Origin of the sequence: Streptomyces sp. NPDC047043, assembly GCF_040644055.1 — a bacterium.
In the GTDB taxonomy this organism is placed as follows: domain Bacteria; phylum Actinomycetota; class Actinomycetes; order Streptomycetales; family Streptomycetaceae; genus Streptomyces.
The window spans coordinates 164,494-183,643 of the sequence record NZ_JBEYVO010000003.1 but is presented as its reverse complement, the minus strand read 5'-3'; the positions used below and the strand labels follow the sequence as shown (position 1 = coordinate 183,643).

Annotated in this window: 18 protein-coding genes; 12 read left to right on the top strand and 6 right to left on the bottom strand. The window is 71.5% G+C overall.

Annotated elements, in window-relative coordinates; translation table 11 throughout:
• Positions 1 to 108 precede the first annotated feature (108 nt).
• Positions 109 to 501, bottom strand: a complete 393-nt coding sequence (locus tag ABZ880_RS06035; protein ID WP_361257569.1) for a hypothetical protein — start codon at positions 499 to 501, stop codon at positions 109 to 111.
• 221 nt (positions 502 to 722) lie between these two features.
• The gene (locus tag ABZ880_RS06030) at positions 723 to 1,457 is read right to left on the bottom strand and encodes a beta-glucanase (RefSeq protein ID WP_361257567.1); all 735 of its coding nucleotides are present in this window, start codon (positions 1,455 to 1,457) and stop codon (positions 723 to 725) included.
• Positions 1,458 to 1,736: 279 nt separating this feature from the next.
• On the opposite strand from ABZ880_RS06030, the gene ABZ880_RS06025 reads away from it, so the two are divergent.
• From ABZ880_RS06025 to ABZ880_RS06010, 4 genes are all read left to right on the top strand, one after another.
• Entirely contained in the window at positions 1,737 to 2,147 is a 411-nt protein-coding gene (locus tag ABZ880_RS06025) for a hypothetical protein (protein ID WP_361257564.1), read from the top strand.
• Between the two features lie 371 nt (positions 2,148 to 2,518).
• Positions 2,519 to 2,839: a hypothetical protein gene (locus ABZ880_RS06020; RefSeq protein ID WP_361258177.1), complete on the top strand. Its 321-nt coding sequence runs from the start codon at positions 2,519 to 2,521 to the stop codon at positions 2,837 to 2,839.
• Between the two features lie 60 nt (positions 2,840 to 2,899).
• Positions 2,900 to 3,217, top strand: coding sequence for a hypothetical protein (locus ABZ880_RS06015; RefSeq protein ID WP_361257562.1), 318 nt, complete (start codon positions 2,900 to 2,902; stop codon positions 3,215 to 3,217).
• Positions 3,218 to 3,276: 59 nt separating this feature from the next.
• Positions 3,277 to 3,597: a hypothetical protein gene (locus ABZ880_RS06010; protein WP_361257559.1), complete on the top strand. Its 321-nt coding sequence runs from the start codon at positions 3,277 to 3,279 to the stop codon at positions 3,595 to 3,597.
• A gap of 461 nt (positions 3,598 to 4,058) precedes the next feature.
• On the opposite strand, the gene ABZ880_RS06005 is transcribed toward ABZ880_RS06010, so the two are convergent.
• Complete coding sequence (locus ABZ880_RS06005) at positions 4,059 to 4,385, bottom strand: hypothetical protein (RefSeq protein ID WP_361257556.1); 327 nt, start codon at positions 4,383 to 4,385, stop codon at positions 4,059 to 4,061.
• A gap of 325 nt (positions 4,386 to 4,710) precedes the next feature.
• Between ABZ880_RS06005 and ABZ880_RS06000 the strand changes: the two genes are divergently transcribed.
• The 8 genes from ABZ880_RS06000 to ABZ880_RS05965 are packed head-to-tail and all read left to right on the top strand — an operon-like array spanning position 4,711 to position 13,997.
• A complete protein-coding gene (locus ABZ880_RS06000; protein ID WP_361257553.1) occupies positions 4,711 to 5,850 on the top strand; it encodes a glycosyltransferase family 4 protein in 1,140 nt (379 codons plus the stop codon).
• Positions 5,847 to 7,307 (top strand): exopolysaccharide biosynthesis polyprenyl glycosylphosphotransferase, encoded by a 1,461-nt coding sequence (locus tag ABZ880_RS05995; RefSeq protein WP_361257550.1) that lies wholly within the window; start codon positions 5,847 to 5,849, stop codon positions 7,305 to 7,307. Before ABZ880_RS06000 ends, ABZ880_RS05995 begins: the two co-directional genes overlap by 4 nt.
• A 6-nt stretch (positions 7,308 to 7,313) precedes the next feature.
• Positions 7,314 to 8,642, top strand: a complete 1,329-nt coding sequence (locus ABZ880_RS05990) for an O-antigen ligase family protein (RefSeq protein WP_361257547.1) — start codon at positions 7,314 to 7,316, stop codon at positions 8,640 to 8,642.
• Positions 8,639 to 10,327, top strand: a complete 1,689-nt coding sequence (locus ABZ880_RS05985; protein WP_361257544.1) for a lipid II flippase MurJ — start codon at positions 8,639 to 8,641, stop codon at positions 10,325 to 10,327. The genes ABZ880_RS05990 and ABZ880_RS05985 overlap by 4 nt, the downstream gene beginning before the upstream one ends.
• The gene (locus ABZ880_RS05980; protein WP_361257541.1) at positions 10,317 to 11,087 is read left to right on the top strand and encodes a polysaccharide deacetylase family protein; all 771 of its coding nucleotides are present in this window, start codon (positions 10,317 to 10,319) and stop codon (positions 11,085 to 11,087) included. The genes ABZ880_RS05985 and ABZ880_RS05980 overlap by 11 nt, the downstream gene beginning before the upstream one ends.
• The gene (locus ABZ880_RS05975) at positions 11,084 to 12,226 is read left to right on the top strand and encodes a glycosyltransferase (RefSeq protein WP_361257538.1); all 1,143 of its coding nucleotides are present in this window, start codon (positions 11,084 to 11,086) and stop codon (positions 12,224 to 12,226) included. Before ABZ880_RS05980 ends, ABZ880_RS05975 begins: the two co-directional genes overlap by 4 nt.
• Positions 12,223 to 12,876, top strand: coding sequence for a lipopolysaccharide biosynthesis protein (locus tag ABZ880_RS05970; RefSeq protein ID WP_361257534.1), 654 nt, complete (start codon positions 12,223 to 12,225; stop codon positions 12,874 to 12,876). Before ABZ880_RS05975 ends, ABZ880_RS05970 begins: the two co-directional genes overlap by 4 nt.
• Positions 12,873 to 13,997, top strand: coding sequence for a GNAT family N-acetyltransferase (locus tag ABZ880_RS05965; RefSeq protein ID WP_361257531.1), 1,125 nt, complete (start codon positions 12,873 to 12,875; stop codon positions 13,995 to 13,997). Before ABZ880_RS05970 ends, ABZ880_RS05965 begins: the two co-directional genes overlap by 4 nt.
• 7 nt (positions 13,998 to 14,004) lie before the next feature.
• Here the strand turns inward: ABZ880_RS05965 and ABZ880_RS05960 are convergent, their stop codons facing one another.
• The 3 genes from ABZ880_RS05960 to ABZ880_RS05950 all read right to left on the bottom strand — a co-directional run bounded on the left by ABZ880_RS05960 (position 14,005) and on the right by ABZ880_RS05950 (position 19,025).
• Positions 14,005 to 15,288, bottom strand: a complete 1,284-nt coding sequence (locus ABZ880_RS05960; protein ID WP_361257528.1) for a glycosyl hydrolase — start codon at positions 15,286 to 15,288, stop codon at positions 14,005 to 14,007.
• A 129-nt stretch (positions 15,289 to 15,417) separates the two neighbouring features.
• Positions 15,418 to 17,337: an AMP-dependent synthetase/ligase gene (locus ABZ880_RS05955; RefSeq protein ID WP_361257525.1), complete on the bottom strand. Its 1,920-nt coding sequence runs from the start codon at positions 17,335 to 17,337 to the stop codon at positions 15,418 to 15,420.
• Between the two features lie 86 nt (positions 17,338 to 17,423).
• Positions 17,424 to 19,025, bottom strand: coding sequence for a von Willebrand factor type A domain-containing protein (locus ABZ880_RS05950; protein WP_361257522.1), 1,602 nt, complete (start codon positions 19,023 to 19,025; stop codon positions 17,424 to 17,426).
• Positions 19,026 to 19,150: the final 125 nt, after the last annotated feature.

The following is a 19,150-nucleotide window of genomic DNA, read 5'->3' as shown; positions in this document are numbered from 1 at the left end:
CTGCTCACCCGTCCGGCCGATGCCACCGGGTCCGGCCACACGGACGAGGGACGCGAACGTCTCCGCCGCCGGACCGGCCACGGTGGCCGGTCCGGCGGCGGAGAAGGATCACCCGACCCGCAACGGCAGTGGCAGGCCGGGCAGACCCGGCAGGTTCGCTGCGGGCAGCCCGCCGGCGAGCAGTGTCGCGGCAAGGTAGTTGACCAGTCCGGTCACCATGCCGGTGACCGCCGGGACGACCTTGCTCGCGTCGCCCGAGGTGATGGCGGCGAGCAGGGTGTCGGTCGCCTTCTGCAGGGCGGCGAGCGCGTCGCCCTTGAGATCCTTGGCCGCCGGCGCCTTGCCGACGGCTGCGAACTTGGTGACCGGCACGGCGACGGTGGTCGTCGTGGCCAAAACCGTGTGGGCTGCCGCGGAGGCCTTGGCGATGGCGTCCCTCACGGCAGTGACGAGCTTCTGCGCCTGGTCGGTCGGCAGTTGGCCGTTGTCGGCCTTGAGCACTTCGTCGAGCAGGGCGGTGACCGGAGTGAGCTCGCTGCCGAGATCGCCGAGGCTCTTGACCTGGGCGAGCAGCGCGTCCGCGCCGGGGACGGGGGCATGGGACGTCGTGTGGATACGCTCTCGGACCGAGTGGGCCGCAACCGCGGCCGGACCGGCAAAGCCGACCAGAAGGGTGACGCGGAGAGCGGTGGCCGCGATACGCCTTGTTGTCTGAAGACGCGTTATCTGTAGACGCGGAGGTGGCTTGCCGAGAAGGTGATCGGCCCCGGCGCGGAGGGGGCCGGGTGGTACTGCCCGGCGCACAACGACAGGTTCAGGATCAGGTACGCCGACCAGTCGACCCCCACTCCGGTCCCGTCCCGGAAGACGCGTTCGCCGTCGACGTACCAGTCGACGGAGTGCTCTCCGTAGCAACTGCCGATGGTCACCCACTCGTCGGGGACGATCGCCTCGGCGTCGGTGTGGTACGTGCAGCCGGAGTGGACGTGGTTGGACAGCTCCAGCAGGTGCGGGTTGTCCGGGTGGTACTCGAAGGTGTCGATCTCGTTCCGGCCGTCCTTCCAGGTCCACAGCGCCGGCCAGGCACCGTCCCGAGAAGGCAGCTTCACACGGGTCTCGACGTGGTCGCCGGTCCTGACCTGGAAGCCCTCGGCGGAGTACTCGGTGGTGAGCAGTCCGGTGCGCCAGGCCTGCAGACCGTTCTCGAGAGTGTGGCCGGCCGGGGTGGCGGTGAAGGTGACCACACCGCCGGAGACGGACACACAGCCGGGGTCGAGCCAGTCGAGCTTGTTGTCGTCCGGGTTGTGGTTCCCGTAGCGGTAGGCGCTGGTTCTGTCGCCGACCCACTTGGCGCCCCAGGCGATCGGGGCGTTGAACTCCTCGGACCAGACAAGCGACTTGCCGGTGGAGACGGCAGCGGACGCGGTCGGTGTGAACTTGGCACTGTCGGCAGTCATGGCGGCGAGAGTAGGGCTGCGAAGGGAGCGGACCGGCCAGGATTCCGACTGTCGGGCCGAAATTCCTCTTTCGGATTATTGATGTGATCAAAGCCTGGTGCACCATACGATCAATCGATTCAACGACCAGATGTGAATCCCTCCGACGGCACCGCACTCAAGGCATTGTTCACCCCACCGAATTTCATGCGTATGGAGTAGCGCGCCGCTTTTACACAGGCCTTGGACTGCTATGTTCTCCAGCCGTCGGATCACAGGTACTTTCAATCGAGGTGAATCATGAAGAAGGCAGTTTTCACAACTGCTGCGCTGGCCATCGGCGCGAGTCTCGTGGGCGGTTCCGCCGTTGCGGCGTCGGCCGCCCCGGCTCCGGCCCCCTCGAACGGTGGCCTGCTCGGTCTCATGTCCCCGACCAAGGTGACTCCGGCGGTCGTGCCCGCGGCCGACACCGTGGCGCGACTGGCCAACAAGGGCAAGTTGACCAACGGTAGCGCCTTCGACACGAACCAGGCCGTCTCCGGAGCCAACAAGACCGCCGGCCTCTCCGGCGTCTACCTGGACGGCATGGACCCGAACGCCGCCAAGAAGCCCACCCTCCCGCTGAAGAACCCGGCCGGGAACGGCGCCGTCCAGGTCCACCCGCTCGAGGCGCCGACCGCTGCCGGCCTCGGTACCTTGATCAGCCGGTGACTGCGCGGAAACCGTAGGAGCCGGCCGTACGGCGAAAGCCGTAGCAGGCGGGCCCGGAATTCTGACGCTCGTCCGTCACGCACAGCTCCCCATCCGGACTCGGCGGTCTCCGAATACCGCCGGGACCCACGAACCGTCTTTCCGGCCCACCGGCCCTCTCCCTTCCGGTGGGCCGGACACGCGTTGGCGCCCATTGATGAGCCGCGTGGATACCGCCCCCTCCATTCCCGCTCGTCCTGCCGGAACAGGCTGCATTGCGCCATCCGATGGAATCAGCCCGCATTAGACGCTCTTCCCGTGACTTATACGCGCATATCAAGGTTTCCTGGTATGCAAGCGTGCGCAACCGTGGAATTCAGGAAGGAATCGACGTGCCCAGGAAGTTCGCGGTCATCACTGCCCTCACACTCGGTGCTGTCATGAGCAGCGTCGGCGTTGCCTCTGCCAGCGACACCAACACCACCGTCACCGGCGGCAAAGGCTTTTCGTCGTCCCCGGTCGTCGTGAACGCCCCCCAGCAGGGCGTCCTCATCGTCAACGGAACGCTCATCGACGGTCGCTGCATCGCGCCGTGGTCCAACGGCGCCGTCCTCGCCGGCACCGTCGCCCCGAACTCGCACTACGCCGCGTGCAACACGGACAAGGTCGACCAGTCGCAGAACGACGTTTACAAGGGCGGCCTGCTCTTCTGACCTGCACCGAGCAATTCGGAGCAGGCGTATCCCCGAACACACCCTGGAAAGGCGCATCTCATGCGTAACAAGGTTTCGGCAATCTCCGCTCTCGCCGCAGGCATCGTCCTGGCGGCGGCCGGCACCGCCGCAGCCGACAACTGCACCGAGGTCACCGGCGGTGACGGCTTCTCGTCGGCCCCGGTCGTCGTGAACGCCCCCCAGCAGGGCGTTGCCGTCGTCAACGGCACGGCCGTCGACCTCCGTTGCGTCGCGCCGTGGTCGAACGGCGCCGTCCTCGCCGGCACCGTCGCCCCGAACTCGCACTACGCCGCGTGCAACACGGCGAAGGTCGACCAGTCGCAGAACGCTGCCTACAAGGGCGGCCTGCTCTTCTGACCTGCACCGAGCAATTCGGAGCACGGAAATCCCAACCGCCCCACCGAAAGGCGCATCTCATGCGTAACAAGGTTACGGCCATTTCCGCCCTCGCCGCGGGCATCGTCCTCGCGGCCGGCGGAGTTGCCTCGGCCGACGACACCAACACCACCGTCACCGGCGGCAACGGCTTCTCGCAGGGCCCGGTCGTCGTGAACGCCCCCCAGCAGGGCTTGGCCATCGTCAACGGCTCGCTCATCGACGGTCGCTGCATCGCCCCGTGGTCCAACGGCGCCGTCCTCGGAGGCGTGGCCGCGCCGAACTCGCACTACGCCGCGTGCAACACGGACAAGGTCGACCAGTCGCAGAACGCCCCGTACCACGGCGGCTTCCTCTTCTGAGCCGTACTTCACCCGATGGCGGCCCGCCGGAGTTCCGGTGGGCCGCCATCGGCTTTTCCGTGCGTCCGCGCGATTCTGCCGAGTTCCGCAAAAGCCCGCGGGGCCTGTCTGCGTCGGATGCAGACAGGCCCCGCGGTCAGGAGACGGCCGACGAAGGCCGGCAGATATGTCGCCGGTCGAGTAAGGCGCGCAACAAGGAGGAGGGAAAGCGCCCCACCGCCTACGGCATTCCTGCCGGCTCGCGTCGGCGGAGGACCCCGACGTACGAACTGGGGTCATTCCAATGGGACCAACGGCGCTCTCCCGCATTCGGTCACCCCGAGTCGTTCGTTTGGCCCAGCGCACGCCGGGCGATCGCAGTCCCTCGCCATGACGGCCGCACTCCCCCGCATATGCCAAAAGGGCCGGCTCCGAGGAATGCGGAGCCGACCCGAATCGCCCAACCTGCTCTACAGGACTGCCTACTTGCCCTTGCCGAGCGGCAGCCCACCGAGCAGCTGGCCGTCGACGGGACCCGGCAGGGCGGCCTTCGGAACAGTGCTGCCGACGACGGGGGTCTTCACGACTCCCGAGTTCTTCACACCGTCCTTCACGCCCGACGCCACGTCCTTGACGTTGTCGCCCACGTAGCCGGTCGACACCTTGGCTGCCTCCGGGACACCGCCCGCGACCATCTTTCCGCTGTCCACAAGGCCCTGCGCCGGCATGTCCGCCGCGACGGCGGGCAGGGCAACGCCGGCGATGGCAAGGGAGCCGGCGACGACGGCGGCAGCCTTCAGAGTCTTCATCGTGTGCCTTTCTTTCGTAAGCCTCACTTCTCCTGGCCTAACGAGGACGGGGCTTTGTGGAAACCCTGTTGCCGACACCCCTGCTCCGAATGGGTGGTCCGACGCGACAAATAGCCCATGGAAACGCCACCATTCCGACACAGTTGACGGGTCGGCAGCTAAATACGGATGAGCGGCTACAGTTGCTCACCTCGTAAAGTCGGCGATGCCGGTCGAAACAACGGAACTCACGCTCTCGAACGGGTGCGGGATTTTATATCGGAAACACGAGCCGCACGTCCTGGCCCCGGCTCGGACTCTTTTGTTCGGAAGGGCAGCCTCGCTCATGCGTATTTCCCCGCACATCCTGCATGTCGCCCAGCCCGTCGAGGGCGGTGTCGCGCGGGTCGTGACGGACCTGGTGGCGGCTCAGCTCGCCGCGGGACTGCGGGTGAGCGTGGCCTGTCCGGAGGGGGGAACGCTGACGAACGCCCTGCGCACGCCGGGCTGCACGGTGCTCCGCTGGGACGCGACCCGCTCGCCGGGCTCCCGACTCCCGCGCGAAGTAAGGCAGTTGGCGCGGATTCTGCGCGACGTGGGACCGCACCTGGTGCATGCGCACAGCGCGAAGGCGGGGCTCGCGGCCCGGCTCGCGGTGCGCGGCCGCCTCCCGACCGTCTTCCAGCCGCACGCCTGGTCGTTCGAGGCCGCGGACGGAGTCGTCGCGCGGCTGGCGCTGGGCTGGGAGCGGTTCGGGGCGCGGTGGGCGAACCGTGTCGTGTGCGTGAGCGAGGCGGAGCGGCGTACCGGGGAACGGTGCGGAATCAGCGCCCCTTGGCGCGTGGTCCCCAACGGTGTCGACACGCATCGGTTCCGGCCGGAGGGGGACGACGCGGCGTCCGGGGCGGGTCCGCTGGTCGTGTGCGTGGGCCGGCTGTGCCGTCAGAAGGGGCAGGACGTGCTGCTCCGGGCCTGGCCGGAGGTGGTGCGAGAGGTGGCCGGTGCGCGGTTGGTGCTGGTCGGCGACGGTCCGGATGCGGAGCAACTGCGCGGCTGTGCGCCCGAGTCGGTGAGCTTCGCCGGTGCCGCGGCCGACGCCGCCCCCTGGTACCGGGCCGCCGACCTCGTGGTCCTGCCGTCCCGCTGGGAGGGCATGGCGCTCGCCCCGCTGGAGGCCATGGCGTGCGCCCGGCCGGTCGTCGTCACGGACGTGGACGGGGCGCGCGAGAGCCTGCCGCCGGAGCAACTGCCGTACTGCCTGGTGCCGCCGGAGGACCCCGCAGCGCTGGCGCGGGCGCTGACGGCGCTGTTGCGGGACGGGCAGCTGCGCGCGGCGCTGGGCGCGCAGGGCCGCCGGCATGTGCTCGCCGCTCACGATCTACGGCGCGCGGCCGAGGCCGTGACCGACGTGTACCGCGAACTGCTCGGCGTCGTTGGCACGCCGGCCGTCGCACCCAACGAGAGCAGGAAGTGCACCACCAGATGACTGCGGAAAGTACCGTCCCCTCTCCTACGGGGCAGCAGCCGCGGACGGCAGAGCACGCTGTCTCCGTCCTCGACCAGCGCGGCCCCGCAGCCGGGCGCGGACTGCCCCCCGGAAGGAGGGCCCGCCGTCCGCGCCGGACCGCCCGGCTGCCCCTGCTCCTCGTCGACGGCGGCGCAGCTGTGCTGGGGGCCCTCGTCGTGCCCGGAGCCCACAGGTACCCGTTGCTCATCGTTCTGCTGGCCCTCGGTGTGATGGGACTGAACCGGCGGGCCCGTCTGTACGACCTCTGGGTCGTGCCCGGTGTGCTCGACGTCTTCCCCTCCCTCTGCGGGCGGATCGCCCTCGGCTGGGCGGCCGTCGCGGCGTTCTCCCCGCTGCGGCCGATTCCGCCGACCGTGCTGGGCGTCGCGTTCGCCGTGCACTGCGCCGCGGCCTGTGCCGGCCGCGCGGCGGTGCACGCACAGCGGACGCTGCTGCGCGGGCCCAGCCCCGCCCTGGTGGTCGGCCCGATCGCCACGGCGCGGACCGTCGCCGCCGCGCTGCTGCGCCGACCGGGCTGCGGAGTAAGGCCGATCGGCCTGGTCACCGGCCCGCTGGACGTCCTCGCCGACTCCGGAGACGGCCCCGAGCTGCCGGTGCTGACGACGGATCAGGCGACGCGTCGGGCGGTCGTCCAGAACGGTGTGGAGACGGTGCTCGTCGTGGGGGCCACCACGCGGCTGGAGAAGGCACCCGTGCTGCGGGATCTCGCCGCGTACGGATGCGTGCTGTGGGAGCTGGACGCGTACGCGCCGTCGTACCGCACCGGTGGGCGGCGTGAGAGCGCCGGGCATCTGGCCGGTTTCTCCCGCAGGTTGCTGTGTCCGGGAGGCCGGCGGCCCGGCAGCACGGGCAAGCGGGTGCTCGACGTGGTGCTGGCGGGGTCGCTGCTGTTGCTGGCCTGTCCGGTGCTGCTGGTGTGCGCGGTCGTGCTGCGGGTCAAGGACGGGCCCGGCGTGGTGTTCCGGCAGGAGCGGATCGGCAAGGACGGACGGCCGTTCACGCTGCTGAAGTTCCGCACCCACCGGCCCGCCAGCGCGCACGAGGCGGCGACCCGCTGGAGCGTCGCGAACGAGCAGGAGATGAGCCGCTTCTGCCAGTTCCTGCGCCGCACCTCGCTGGACGAGCTGCTGCAGCTGTGGAACGTCTGCCGCGGCGACATGAGCCTGGTCGGCCCGCGGCCCGAACGGCCTTATTTCGTCGCCCAGTTCAGCCAGACCTACCCGTGCTACTCGGAGCGTCACCGGATGCCGACCGGCATCACCGGGCTCGCCCAGATCCACGGGCTGCGCGGCGACACCTCCATCGAGGACCGGTGCCGCTTCGACAACGCCTACATCGACAACTGGTCGCTGTGGCAGGACATCTGCATCCTGGTGCGTACGGCGGCCCTGTTCGTACGTCCGACGGGGAGCTGAGCGCCGGTGAGCACTCCCTCGGCGGCCTCCGTACCGCTCGTACCGCCGCTGTCGGCGCTGCGCCGGGCCGCTCCCGTGCTGCCCGTCGTGGCGGTGGTCGCCCTGCTGGCGCTGCCGGCCGAGCCGGACAGCGGCGCCACGCCCGCCGACCTGGCCTGCGGGCTGGTCGTGCTCTGGGCCGCCGTACGCAGTGTGGGGCGGACGCAGCGTCCGCTGACGCGGACGGCGGCGGTCGTGCTCGGGCTGCCCGTGGTGGGTGTCGCGGTCGCCGCGACCGGGGCGGTGACGCCCGGCGACGGGATCGACGGACTGGCCCGCTATCTGCAGGTTTTCGTGCTGGTCCCGCTCGGGGTGGTGCTGCTGGTGCGCGACCGGCGCGACGCCCGGCTGGTGCTCTGGTCGCTGGCCGGACTCGCGCTGTGGCAGGGGGCCGTCGGCGTGCACCAGTACCTGACCGGGACCGGGGCCTCGTACCAGGGGGCCGACATCCGGGCGGTGGGCACGTTCGGGCCGTCCGACGTGATGGGGATGGCCAGCGTCGTCGCGTCCGGTGTGGTGGCCCTGACCGGTCTCGCCCTCGGGGCACGGGCGCGCCGGCAGCGGGTCGTGGCGGCCGGGTGTGCGGTTGCGCTGCTCGTGCCGCTCGCGATGTCGTTCAGCCGGGGTGCCTGGATCGCTACGGCCGCGGCCTGCGGGGCGCTGCTGCTGTTGGCGGGAGTGCGGCGGGCGTTGAAGCTGTTCGCGGCGGCGGCCGCGGCCGCGGTGGTGCTGGTGGGCGGGTTCGGTGTGGGCGGCTCGGCGCTGCAGGAGCGGCTGTCCAGCATCACCCAGGTCACCGACACTCCTGACCAGTCGGTCCTCGACCGCTACACGATGTGGGCGGCGGCCACCGACATATGGCGCGAGCACCCGGTGACGGGCGTGGGCCTGAAGGCCTTCCCCGCCTACCGGGACTCCCACGCCTCGCTCGCGCTGTCGTCGGGCAGCGACACCGAGGGCGCGGGTCAGGCCTTCCGGCGCCAGCCCCTGCTCTCCCCGCACAACATGTACATGCTGGTCCTGAGCGAGCAGGGTCTGCTGGGCCTGCTCACTGTGGCGGGCAGCTGGCCGGCCCTGCTGGTCTGCGCACTGCGCCGGCTGCGGCGGGCCGGACCCGCCCGGGACTGCGCGCTCGCGGCCTGCGGACTGCTGCTGTGGCAACTGGTGAACTTCCTGTACGCCGACATCGGCGGACCCTCCACCACCCTGACGGCCGTCTGCTTCGGCCTCGCCGCCTGGTGGTCGCTGGCGGGCGGGGCGACGACCGGCCCCGCCGCCGAATCGGACGCGCGATGAGGCCCGGTCCCGCGCGGACCGCGGGCCCCTACGACCACACGACCGGGCTGGACGGCACGCTCCCGGCGGGCGACGGCCACGGCCCGGCCGGTGCCCTGCGCGCGGACACCGGCTCGGGCCGCTTCCTCGCCAAGGCGACGCTGCTGTCCGCCGTGCTGTCCATGGCCGGGGCGGTCCTCGGCCTCGGCCGGGACCAGGCGCTCGCGCACCTCTTCGGTGCCGGTGAGGCGACCGACGCGTTCCTGGTGGCCTGGACCGTGCCCGAACTGGCGGCGACGCTGCTGATCGAGGACGGCATGGCGTTCGTGCTGGTGCCCGCGTTCAGCATGGCGCTGGCGCGCCGGGCGCGCGGGAACGGCGCCCTCGATCCCGTACGCGCCCTGGTCGGCGCCTCGTTGCCGCGGCTGTGCCTGGTCTTCGCCGCGACGGCCGCCGCGCTGGTGGCCGGGGCGCCGCTGCTGGTCTCCGCTCTCGCGCCCGGTCTGCCCGACCCGTCGCTCGCCGTGTCCTGCACCCGGCTGACCGCGACCTGTGTGCTGAGCTTCGGGCTGGCCGGGTACTGCAGCGCGGCGCTGCGGGCGCACCGTTCGTATCTGGCTCCCGGCGCGATCTACATCGCGTACAACATCGCGATCATCACCACGATGTTCGTCGTCGGTGAGCGCTGGGGCGTGCGGTCCGCCGCTCTCGGTGTCGCGCTCGGCGGGTGCCTCATGGTCGCCGTACAGACGCCGTCGCTGGTGCGGCGGATCGCCAAGCGGTCCGGGCGGGCCGAGTGCGGCTACGACGGGGGTGGCGGGCGGACGCTGTCGTCCGGGCTCGTCGCCGCGGTGCTGCTGTTCGCGCTGTGCCGGCAGTCGCAGGTCCTCATCGAGCGCCACTTCGCCTCGGCGCTGCCCGCCGGGGCCATCTCGCACCTCAACTACGCCCAGAAGATCGCCCAGTTGCCGATGTCGCTGTCGATGATGGTGTGCGTCGTCACCTTCCCGGTGGTGGCGCAGGCCATCGCCGAGGGCGACACCGAGGGGGCCCGGGACCGGGTCGAGCGGGACATCGCGCTGATCGCCTGTCTCGTCCTGCTGGGCGCCGCGGTGGTCGTGGCCTGCGCCCCGCAGATCGTCCAACTCCTGTTCCAGCGCGGGGCGTTCACCGCTCAGGACACCGCGGCGACCGCCTCGGTCATGCGGGTGTACGCGGCCGGGCTGCTCGGGCAGACGCTGGTGGGGGCGCTCGTGCGGTCGTACTTCGCGGCCGGGCGCACCACGTGGTTCCCGCTGGGCGCGATGGGGGTGGGCGCGCTCGTCACCGTCGTCGTCAATGCCTGGGCCGTCGGGCCCTGGGGGGCGCGCGGTATCGCCGCGGGCAACGCGATCGGCATCACCGTCACCGCGCTGCTCATGCTGCAGGGCCTGGGGCCGCGCAGTGTGCCCGTGCAGGTCCGCCGGGTCGTCGGCCAGCTGGTCCGGCCGGTGTTCGCGGCCCTGTGCGCCACCGGTGTTGGGCTGCTGAGCGCGGGGCTGTTCACCTCGCCCGCGGCGTCCGTCGCCGTCTGCTCCTTCTCCGTGACCGCCGTGTTCCTGCTGCTGGCGTGGATCCTCGACGCGGCGGACGCCCGGTCCCTACTGCTTCCCGTCGTGCACTTCCTCCGTCACTCCCTCACCCGAAAGCCGGTCCATGGTCGCTGACGTCTCCGCTGCACCGCACACACCCGCCAAAAGGCGCTCCAAGCGTGGCCCCGCCGTCTGGGTGGCCATGTACCACTCCGTCTCGGACTGCCCGGAGGATCCCTACAACGTCACCGTCACGCCCGCGTGCCTCGACCGCCAGCTCGGCTGGATGTCCGACCGCGGCCTGCGCGGGGTGAGCATGCGAGAGCTGCTCGCGGCCCGCGCCCGCGGCACCGAGCGCGGGCTGGTGGGCCTCACCTTCGACGACGGGTACGCCGACTTCATCAGCTGCGCGCTGCCCGTGCTGTACCGCTGGGGCTTCACCGCGACCGTGTTCGTGCTGCCCGGGCGGCTCGGCGGCGAGAACGGGTGGGAGCCGCTCGGGCCGCGCAAGCCGCTGCTCGACGTGGCCGGCATCCACCGCGCCGCGGCCGCCGGCATGGAGATCGCCTCGCACGGCCTGACCCACCTCGACCTGACCAAGGTCACGGACGAGGTGCTGCACAGCGAGGTCACCGACAGCCGGCATCTGCTCGCCGCGATCACCGGCGGTGACATCGACGGCTTCTGCTACCCGTACGGCTACCTCGACGAGCGCGTCGCCGCCGCCGTGCGCCTGGCCGGCTACCGCTATGCGTGCTCGATCACCCCCGGCCCGGAGGGCTGCGGCGACTTCGCGCTGCCCCGCATCCACGTCGGGATGGCCGACACCCCGGCGCGGCTGGCGCTGAAGCGACGCCTGGCCCGGCTCTACGGCCGCGCTGTGGAGGCCGTGTGAGGGCCCTGCACGTCATCACCGGCCTCGGCGTCGGCGGAGCGGAACAGCAGCTGCGCCTGCTGTTGCGGCACCTTCCCGCGCAGTGCGACGTGGTGACCCTGACCAACCCCGGCCCGGTTGCCGCGGGCCTGGCCGCCGACGGTGTCCGCGTCACCCACCTCGGGATGACCGGCAACCGCGACCTCGGCGCACTGCCCCGCCTGACCCGGCTGATCCGGGCCGGCGGCTACGACCTCGTGCACACCCACCTGTACCGGGCCTGCCTGTACGGCCGGATCGCGGCGCGGCTCGCGGGAGTCCGGGCCGTCGTGGCCACCGAGCACTCGATCGGCGACACCCTGCTGGAGGGCCGGCCGCTGACCGCGGGCGTACGCGCGCTGTACCTGGCGGGCGAGCGCCTCGGCCGCGCCACGGTCGCCGTCTCGCCGACGGTGGCCGAGCGACTGCGCCACTGGGGCGTGCCCGGGCCCCGTATCCGCGTCATCCCGAACGGCATCGACGCGCCCCGCTTCCGCTTCGACGAGGTGCGCCGCAAGGAGGCCCGGGCCTACTACGGGCTGCCGGAGGACGCGTACGTCATCGGCGGGGTGGGGCGCCTCGCCCGGGGCAAGCGATTCGACCTGCTGGTGCACGCGCTGTCCCGGCTGCCCGGCGACGTACGGCTGCTGCTGGTGGGCGGCGGGCCCGAGGAGACGGCGCTCAGGCGCTCCGCGCGGGCGCTGGGGGTCGCGGACCGGCTGGTGCTGACGGGCGAGCGGCCCTGTCTGCCGGACCCCGGCGACGACGCGCCCGACCTGGTCGCGCTGCTGTGCGCGATGGACGTGCTCGCCTCGCCGTCGGCCGAGGAGGCCTTCGGGCTGGCCGTGGTGGAGGCGCTGGCCGCCGGGCTCCCCGTGCTGTACGCGAGCTGCCCCGCCGTGGAGGACCTGCCGCCCGACGCGGCACCCGGCGCCCTGCGCATCACCGGCGGCACCGGGGCGTACGTGCGGGAACTGCTGCGGCTGCGGGCCGCGGGCCCGGGCGGGCGAACCGCCCCGGAGGCCGTGCGGCGCTACGACATCGCGTACAGCGCCCGGCAGTTGATGGATGTGTACACGGCCGCCCTGGCCGGCTCGACCCTGGAAGTGAGTTCTCGATGACCGACAACCCCGCTCAGCGTGACCGGCACCGTGCGAGCGCACGTGCGAGGCGGCTGCCCTCGTGGTGGCTGCTGCCGGCCGGCGCGCTGCTCGGAGCCGTGGCCGGCGGCGCGTACGGAACGGTGAAGCCGCCGCAGTACACGGCGACGAGTTCCGTCGTCGCCGTGGCGGCCGGCCGCTCCGACGTCGACTGCGCCGACGCACTCGGCTTCGCGCAGGCGTACGGCCGGGTGGCCCCGCAGCTCGCGGTGCTCGGGGACGCGCAGGTGGCGGCGGGTGTGCCGGCCGCGAAGCTGCGCAAGAACGTGCAGGTCGCGACCTCGCCGGACGCGCCGATGGTCTCCGTCTCGGCGACCTCGACGAGCCCTGCCCAGGCCGTCGACATGGCCGACGCCGTGTCCGGCGCGCTCGTCACGCAGGCGAGCCACACCAAGGCCACCACCGGCATCCGGCTCGAGCGGCTCTCCCGCGCTCTGAAGCCCACCGAACCGTCGTCCGTCTCGCCGAAGCTGGCCGGGCTGGTGGGTGCGAGCGCCGGAGGTCTGCTGGGCGGCCTGGTGCTGCTGGCCCGGCCGCGGCGGGCCGAGGAGGGGGACGGCGCGGGCCAGCCGACGGTGCCCGCCCCGACCCACGCCGCGGACGCCCGATGAGCGCTCCGACGACCACGCCCGCCCGCGCGATGTCGGTGGAACTGTGCACCGACGAGCGCACGTTCGCCGCGCTGTCCGAGGAGTGGGCACGCCTGCACGGGGCCTGCCCGTCGGCGACACCGTTCCAGAGCCATGCCTGGCTGCACTCCTGGTGGCTCTCCTACGGCACACCCGACGGGCTGCGGCTGTTCCTGGTCCGCCGGGACGGTGAACTGGTGGCCGCCGCGCCGCTGATGCGGGTGCGGCATCCACTGCCCAAGCTGGTGCCGATCGGCGGTGCCATCTCCGACTTCTGCGACGTGCTGATCGACGAGAGCGCCGCCGAGCAGGGCAGCGTGGCCCTGGCGGACGCCCTGGCCGGCGCGGCCCGCACTGCTCTGATCGACTTCCGGGAGGTGCGGCCGGGCAGCGCGGTGGAGCAGGTCTACCGGCACTGGCGCGGTCCGCGCCGCCGCCTGCAGGACTCGGCGTGCCTGGAGCTGCCCGCCGTACCCATGACGGAGTTGGTCAAGCGGCTGCCGCCGGCGCGGGCCCAGCGGGTGCGCAACAAGATCAACAGGTGCGGCAAGGTCGGTGTCGAGTGGCGCGGGGTGAGTCCCGACGAGACGGAGACCGCGCTGCGGCGGCTGATCGACCTGCACCGCCTGCAGTGGGAGGGCAAGAAGATGACGCCCGAGCACATCCGGCCGCGTTTCCTGGAGCACCTGGTCCGCTCGGTGGTCCCGATGGCCCGGTCCGGTCAGGCCACGCTGACGGAGTTCCTGCTCGACGGCGCGGTGGTGGCGGTCAACCTGCATCTGCTGTCGGGCGGGCTGGCGGGCCAGTACCTGTACGGCTTCCATCCGGGGCTGCGGGAGCGCAGGGTGGACGTGGCGACGATGCTGCTGCGCGCGTCCACCGAGCGCCTCGCGTCCGGCGGTGAGAGCCGGGTGCTGAGCCTGCTGCGCGGCGACGAGCCGTACAAGTACCGCTGGAACCCCGACACGGTCGTCAACCAGCGTTTACTGCTGGCCGGTCTGCGCACCCTGCCGCTGCTGGCCGCCACCCTCTGCGACGTCGCCGCCCGGTGCGGGGCCAGGAAGGTCCGGCGCATCCGCCCGGACACCAAGGAACACTGGTAGGGCCCGCTCAGTGGGGGCAGGCGGTGCTCTTGGCGCCGATCAACTGCTGCAGCAGGTGCACGAGGCCCGCCGGCGTGCACTCGGGCGGCTTGGCCGGTGGCGTCGGTTCGGGAGTCGGTGCCGGGGTCGGCGGCTGTGCCGGCGTCGGCACCGGTACGGCGGGGACCGTGGGCGGGGTCGGTGCGGCGGGAGCCGTGGGCGGGTTCGGGAGGGGGACCGACGGTCCCGGTGTCGGCTGCGGTCTCAGGTTCGCGGTCAGCACCGCGCGGTACAGCGCGGACGAGCGGGGGTTGTCGGAGCACAGCCACACGCCGTGCGGGCAGTAGTCGGTGATCGTGTTGTACAGCGGCTTGTGCTCGTCCATCCACGCGAGCATGCGCAGCATGTACTCGTCGTTGTCGCCGTTGCGGTACAGGCCCCACTCGGGATACGAGATCGGCTTGCCGTGGGCCCGCGCGAAGTCCACGTGGAACTGCAGGCCGTAGGGCTCGGACACCTCCTCGTCGAACGACATTCCGCGGGGCTGGTCGTAGGAGTCCATGCCGATGACGTCGACGACGTCGTCGCCGGGGTAGCACTCCGGCCACGGGATCGCGTCCCTGCCCCGGTTCGGGTTGAAGTCGAACCTGAACTTCTGCCCGGGGACCGAGCGCATGACGGTGACGATGCGCCGCCAGTACCGCTTCCAGTTCTCCGGGTCGGGGCCGCAGCGGTGGGTGTAGGTGATGCCGTTCATCTCCCAGCCGAGCACGAGCACCGTGTCGGTCGCGCCCAGGTCGACCAGGCGCTGGGCCAGCACCCGGAAGTGGTCGTCGAACGCGCCGGCCGCCGCGCGCCGCAGCAGCCGTCTGACGCCCATGTCGGAGACGCCCTCCTCGTTGCGCTCCATCAAGGGGACGTTGAGCACGAGCAGCCGGTCGGCCTTGGCACGGCGCCACTTGGCCCAGCTGTCGAGGAAGTTGTGCGCGCCCTCGATGTTGCTCCACAGGTCCCCGGGCAGATACGTGTGCCCCACGCGCAGTTCGGCGCCGCCCAGCCAGCCGCTGAACTCCTTCAGTCGCTCCAGGCCTTCGGCCTCGGAGTCGAGGAACGCGCCGAACGCGAACCGGCGCTCGTCCGGTCCCGAAGGGGCGGGCGGGACGGCCGGGGCGGCCGGCGGCGACGGGGGCGGGCTCGGTGCGGCGAAGGCCGTCGGGAAGGCCGGGCCCTGGGCGAGGGCCGTGACCACGGCCACCGCGGCGGTGCTGTAGGTCAATCGTCCGAGGGCGGACCGGCGGCGATCAGGGGCCATGCATCCTCCTACGCCGCAGATTCGCTCACAGTGACACAACAATGACACTTAGTCATATATCACTTAATTGCGCCACTTGAGCTGGTCTGCTCTGTGCGATCGCCCGCACGAGTGACCCCTGAAGCGTGTTCAGCCGCGGTACAGCGCCTCGATCTCCTCCTTGTACGCCGCTGTCACGGCGTGTCGCTTGACCTTGAGCGACGGGGTGAGCAGGCCGTTGTCCTCCGTGAACTCGCCCTCGACCAGCGCGAAGGCGCGGATCGACTCGGCCCGGGAGACGGCCTCGTTGGCGTAGTCGACGGCCTTCTGGACGTCGGCGCGCATCCGCGGATCCCGTACGGCCTCGGACATCGGGGTGTCCGCGGGCAGCTTGCGGACCGTCAGCCAGTGGGCGACGGTCTCGGGGTCGAGGGTGATCAGGGCGGCGACGAAGGGGCGGTTGTCGCCGACGACGAGGCACTGGCCGATCGGCGGACGGCTGCGCAGCCGGTCCTCCAGGACGGCCGGGGAGACGTTCTTGCCGCCGGAGGTGACGAGGATGTCCTTCTTGCGGCCGGTGATGGTGAGGTAGCCGTCCTCGTCGAGGGAGCCGAGGTCGCCGGTCGCGAACCACTCGTCCTGGCGCACGGCGTCACTCGCGGCCGGGTTGTTCCAGTACGAGCCGAAGACGATGCCGCCCTTGATGAGCACCTCCCCGTCGTCGGCGATGCGCACCGCGGTGCCGGGGACCGGGACGCCGACCGTGCCCGGGCGGGGTTCGAGAGGCGGGACGATGGTGGCGGCCGCGCTCGTCTCCGTCAGGCCGTAGCCCTCGTAGACGATGATCCCGGCGGCGTAGAAGAACAGGTTGAGGTTGCGGTCGAGCGGGGAGCCGCCGCTGATGGCGTAGCGCATGCGGCCGCCGAGTTCCTTGCGGACGCGGCGGTAGACCAGCAGGTCGTACAGGGCCCAGGCGGCGTAGAGGGCCGGGCCGGGGCCCTTGCCGGTCTCCAGGAACTTGTTCAGGTACGCCTCCCCGAAGCGGACGCCGATGCGGTCCGCGCGGTCGAAGGAGGCGCCGCGGCCGATCTTCTCGGCGGTCGCGCGGCCGGTGTCGTGGATCTTCTCGAAGAGGTACGGGACGCCGACGAGGAAGGTCGGGCGGAACTCCTTGAGGGCCGGGCGGAGTTCGTCGGGCTTGATGCTCGGGCAGTGGCCGATCTCGATGCGGGCCATCAGGCAGGCGATCTGGAGGGTGCGGCCGAGGATGTGGGCGAGGGGGAGGAAGAGGAGCGTCGAGGCGACCTGGCGGGTGACCTCCTTGAAGATCGGGTGGAGCAGTTCGACGGTGTTGGCGGCTTCGGCGTGCAGGTTGGCGTGGGTGAGGACGCAGCCCTTCGGTTTGCCGGTGGTGCCGGAGGTGTAGCAGATGGTCGCGATCGTGTCGGGGGTGAGGGCCGTACGCCGCTTGGTGATCTCCTCGTCCGGGACGTCGTCGCCGAGAATGGTGAGGTCGGTGAGTGCGTCTGCGTCCAACTGCCAAATGCGCGGCCGGCGTTCGTGGCGGGCCGTGCCCGTCGTCACCGTGGCGGCGTTCTCGGTGGTTTCGGTGACGACGAAGCGGGTGCCGGAGTCGCGGATGATCCACTCGACCTGTTCGGCCGAGGAGGTGGCGTAGACGGGGACCGTCTGGCCGCCCGCCGCCCAGATCGCGAAGTCGAGGACCGTCCACTCGTAGCGGGTGCGGGACATCACGGCGACCCGTCCGCCCGGTTCGAGGCCGGCGGCGATCAACCCCTTGGCCACGGCGGTGACTTCGCGGGCGAAGGCCGCCGCGGTGACGGGCTGCCAGGTGTCGTGCACCTTGCGGCGCAGGATCACCGCGTCGGGGGCCTCGGCCGCGTTGGTGAAGGGGAGGTCGGCCGTGCTGCCGGTGGTCGGGCGCGGGGCGAGGGCGGGGGTGCGGGCCTCGCGGACGACACCGTCCTCGTCCTTGACGACCTCGGTCCTGGTGCGGGACCCCAGGTCGGCGCGCTGCTTCGCTCGTTTCAGATCCTTGCGTACGCCCATGACGCCCCCAGTCGGCTCTGATTGGGAGGTCAACTTACTCGCAAGTAAGAAAAGGTCAATGGGCCCGTGACCACGGGACTGGTGTTCTAGCCCTGGTCTCGGTGGGCCTGTGCTATCGCCTCGGCGAGTTGTTGCACGTCCTTGTCCTCGGTCTTCTTCGCCAACTGCTCGGCACGGTCCTGCAGTTCCCCCAGACCGGGGTCGCCGGGGAGAGTGGTCCAGCGCTCGTCGCCCTGGCGCAGGGCATCGGCGAAGTAGGCGGCCACGGCGGTGACTTGGAAGCGGGGGCCTGCCTCCCAGAGGGAGTCGCGGAGGGCGCCCGTCTCCAACTCACCGGACTTCTCGTGCGGGTCGCGGGTGTCGGGGTCGAGCCAGCGGACGGTGGCCGTGGCGAGGTGGCCGTCGGCGCCGGGCCTGGTGTGAACGGCGTACAGGGCGGTGACCGTGTGGCCGGGGCCGACCTCTCCGCCGTCGACGCGGTCGTTGCGGAAGTCGTCGTCGGCGACCCGGCGGTCGTCGTACCCGACGAGGCGGAAGTCCTCGACCGTCTCGGGGTCGAAGGCGACCTGGGCCTTGGCGTCGCGGGCGGTCAGGTCGATGTTCTGCGGGAGGTCCTGGCAGAAGACCTTGCGGGCGTCGTCCTCCGCCGACACGTACACGGTGTGGCCGTCGCCCTTGTCGGCGAGGCGTTCCATGAGGGCGTCGCCGTAGTCGCTGCCGACTCCGACGCCGAAGAGGGTGATGCCGTACTCGCGGCGGGCCGAGGAGATGCGCTCCAGGATGGAGTCCGGGTCGGTGTCGCCGTCGTTGGCGAGGGCGTCCGAGACGAGGACGACGCGGTTGGTGGCGTTCTCGCGGCGGCCCTCGACGGCGGTGGCGTAGCCGGTCTCGACGCCCGCTCCGAGGTTGGTGGAGTAGGTCGGCTCCAGGCCGTCGATCGCGTCGTGGATCTCGCCGCGGTGGCCGCCGAGGCGGGTCATCGGCAGGACCTGCTCGGCCTTGTCGCTGAAGGTGACGATCGCGACCGAGTCGTCGTCGCGCAGACGGTCCGTCATCGTGTCGAGGGACTTCTGGGCGAGGTCCAGACGGCCCGGCTCCGACATGGAGCCGGAGATGTCGATGACGAAGGTCAGCGCGGCGGGCGGGCGTTCGCCGGTGTCGGTGGCCGGGCGGGTGGCGAGGCCGACGCGGACCAGGGACCAGTCCTTCTCGTCGGTACGGGCGCCGTCGACGGTGACCGTGAAGCCGTTGCCGTCGGGGCGTTCGTAGTCCTGGCGGAAGCTGTTGACGAACTCCTCGGGGCGGATCGTGGCGGGGTCGGGGCGGCCGCCGGCGGCGAGGGTGCGGCGGGCGTAGCCGTAGGAGGCCGTGTCGACGTCGAGGGCGAAGGTGGAGAGGTAGTCGGGGGTCGGGGACGGGCTCGCGAAGGAGTCCTCGCCGTCCTTCTGTTCGCCCGTTGCCCGGCTGTTCTGCGGGGCGGGGGCCGGGAAGCCGGTCCTGTTCGAGCTGTCGGAGGCCTTGTTGCTGTTGCTCCCGGAACCGCCCGCGCCGCAGGCCGTGAGCAGCAGGCCGCTCGCCGCCGCGAGGGCGAGGAGGGCGGTGCGCAGCCGACGGGTGGCGTGGTGCGGCGTGCGCAGTCGTCGGGTGCGGTGTCGCGTGCCCGGTCGTGGTGTTCGGTACCGCTCCATCTTCCGTGCCCCCTTGGTGCGTTGACGTCGACGTCTGTGACTGTGACGGCGCAGCGGGCCGGAACGTGCGGCACGGGGTGTTGCGGATGGATCTCAAGACGGCCACGATCATGGGCCGTTGAGAC

Excerpts from the sequence above, each read along its gene's own strand:
- ABZ880_RS05995 (WP_361257550.1), top strand. The coding sequence starts at position 5,847 with ATGACTGCGGAAAGTACCGTCCCCTCTCCTACGGGGCAGCAGCCGCGG.
- ABZ880_RS05955 (WP_361257525.1), bottom strand. The coding sequence starts at position 17,337 with ATGGGCGTACGCAAGGATCTGAAACGAGCGAAGCAGCGCGCCGACCTG.
- ABZ880_RS05980 (WP_361257541.1), top strand. The coding sequence starts at position 10,317 with ATGGTCGCTGACGTCTCCGCTGCACCGCACACACCCGCCAAAAGGCGC.
- ABZ880_RS06015 (WP_361257562.1), top strand. The coding sequence starts at position 2,900 with ATGCGTAACAAGGTTTCGGCAATCTCCGCTCTCGCCGCAGGCATCGTC.
- ABZ880_RS05960 (WP_361257528.1), bottom strand. The coding sequence starts at position 15,288 with ATGGCCCCTGATCGCCGCCGGTCCGCCCTCGGACGATTGACCTACAGC.
- ABZ880_RS05985 (WP_361257544.1), top strand. The coding sequence starts at position 8,639 with ATGAGGCCCGGTCCCGCGCGGACCGCGGGCCCCTACGACCACACGACC.
- ABZ880_RS05965 (WP_361257531.1), top strand. The coding sequence starts at position 12,873 with ATGAGCGCTCCGACGACCACGCCCGCCCGCGCGATGTCGGTGGAACTG.
- ABZ880_RS06030 (WP_361257567.1), bottom strand. The coding sequence starts at position 1,457 with ATGACTGCCGACAGTGCCAAGTTCACACCGACCGCGTCCGCTGCCGTC.
- ABZ880_RS06025 (WP_361257564.1), top strand. The coding sequence starts at position 1,737 with ATGAAGAAGGCAGTTTTCACAACTGCTGCGCTGGCCATCGGCGCGAGT.
- ABZ880_RS06000 (WP_361257553.1), top strand. The coding sequence starts at position 4,711 with ATGCGTATTTCCCCGCACATCCTGCATGTCGCCCAGCCCGTCGAGGGC.
- ABZ880_RS06010 (WP_361257559.1), top strand. The coding sequence starts at position 3,277 with ATGCGTAACAAGGTTACGGCCATTTCCGCCCTCGCCGCGGGCATCGTC.
- ABZ880_RS05950 (WP_361257522.1), bottom strand. The coding sequence starts at position 19,025 with ATGGAGCGGTACCGAACACCACGACCGGGCACGCGACACCGCACCCGA.
- ABZ880_RS05970 (WP_361257534.1), top strand. The coding sequence starts at position 12,223 with ATGACCGACAACCCCGCTCAGCGTGACCGGCACCGTGCGAGCGCACGT.
- ABZ880_RS06005 (WP_361257556.1), bottom strand. The coding sequence starts at position 4,385 with ATGAAGACTCTGAAGGCTGCCGCCGTCGTCGCCGGCTCCCTTGCCATC.